Raw genomic sequence first — 1,043 nt, forward strand, 5'->3', positions numbered from 1 at the left:
GATCAGCACGCCGCGGTGAATACGTTCCCGGGCCTTGTACACACCGCCCGTCACACCATGGGAGTTGGCTTTACCCGAAGACGGTGCGCTAACCCGCAAGGGAGGCAGCCGGCCACGGTCAGGTCAGCGACTGGGGTGAAGTCGTAACAAGGTAGCCGTAGGGGAACCTGCGGCTGGATCACCTCCTTTCTAAGGAAGCCGACCCCAAGATGGTCTGGCGCTGCTCAAGTCCGGACGGCATCTCTGCCGCCGCCGGCGCATCCCTTCTCACGGTTCTCGGCGCAGGTCCAGGCGACCTGCGTGCGGGCTAGTAGCTCAGTTGGTTAGAGCGCGCGCTTGATAAGCGTGAGGTCGGAGGTTCAAATCCTCCCTGGCCCACCATGTTTGGCGATGGCTTGACCATCGGGGGCATAGCTCAGTTGGGAGAGCGCCTGCTTTGCAAGCAGGAGGTCGTCGGTTCGATCCCGTCTGCCTCCACCAGTTCACCTGGTGTCGATGGCAGTGGCGAGCCGCCCGGCTTACGAGGACCGTTGGAAGGAACCACAACACGGAAACGTGAACAATGACGAGCGCATCGCGCTCGTCATTGTGCCCCAAGCCATCCTATGGCGCCGGGGCGGGATCATGGACAAGTGAAGATGAAGTGCAAGTGACCGAGGACGCTCCTCGGCCGGGCGCAAGCCTGGCTGGGAGTAGCATCGAACGGCGCGAACGACCGGGCGACCGGTCCGCGAGCAGGCTTGTTCCTGCGCGTGGCGCAAGCGTTTGCGTTGGCTGAGAGATCAAGCGTCTGAAGGGCATCTGGTGGATGCCTTGGCACTGAGAGGCGATGAAGGACGTAGCACGTTGCGATAAGCTTCGGGGAGCCGCGAGCAGGCTTTGATCCGAGGATTTCCGAATGGGGAAACCCACCGCTTCGGCGGTATCCCGTACTGAATTCATAGGTGCGGGAAGCGAACCCGGCGAACTGAAACATCTAAGTAGCCGGAGGAAAGGACATCAACCGAGACTCCGCTAGTAGTGGCGAGCGAACGCGGACCAGG

General features: G+C 61.7%; 2 tRNA genes and 2 rRNA genes. All 4 read left to right on the forward strand.

Features of this window, described 5'->3' with window-relative positions:
- Nucleotides 1-189, forward strand: a 16S ribosomal RNA gene (locus tag J2850_RS31540); the annotation flags it as partial.
- 115 nt (nucleotides 190-304) lie between these two features.
- Nucleotides 305-381, forward strand: a tRNA-Ile gene (locus J2850_RS31545).
- Nucleotides 382-404: 23 nt separating this feature from the next.
- Nucleotides 405-480, forward strand: a tRNA-Ala gene (locus J2850_RS31550).
- Nucleotides 481-780: 300 nt separating this feature from the next.
- Nucleotides 781-1,043: ribosomal RNA gene (locus J2850_RS31555) — 23S ribosomal RNA — on the forward strand; the annotation flags it as partial.

It is taken from the genome of Azospirillum picis, assembly GCF_017876115.1.
GTDB lineage: Bacteria > Pseudomonadota > Alphaproteobacteria > Azospirillales > Azospirillaceae > Azospirillum > Azospirillum picis.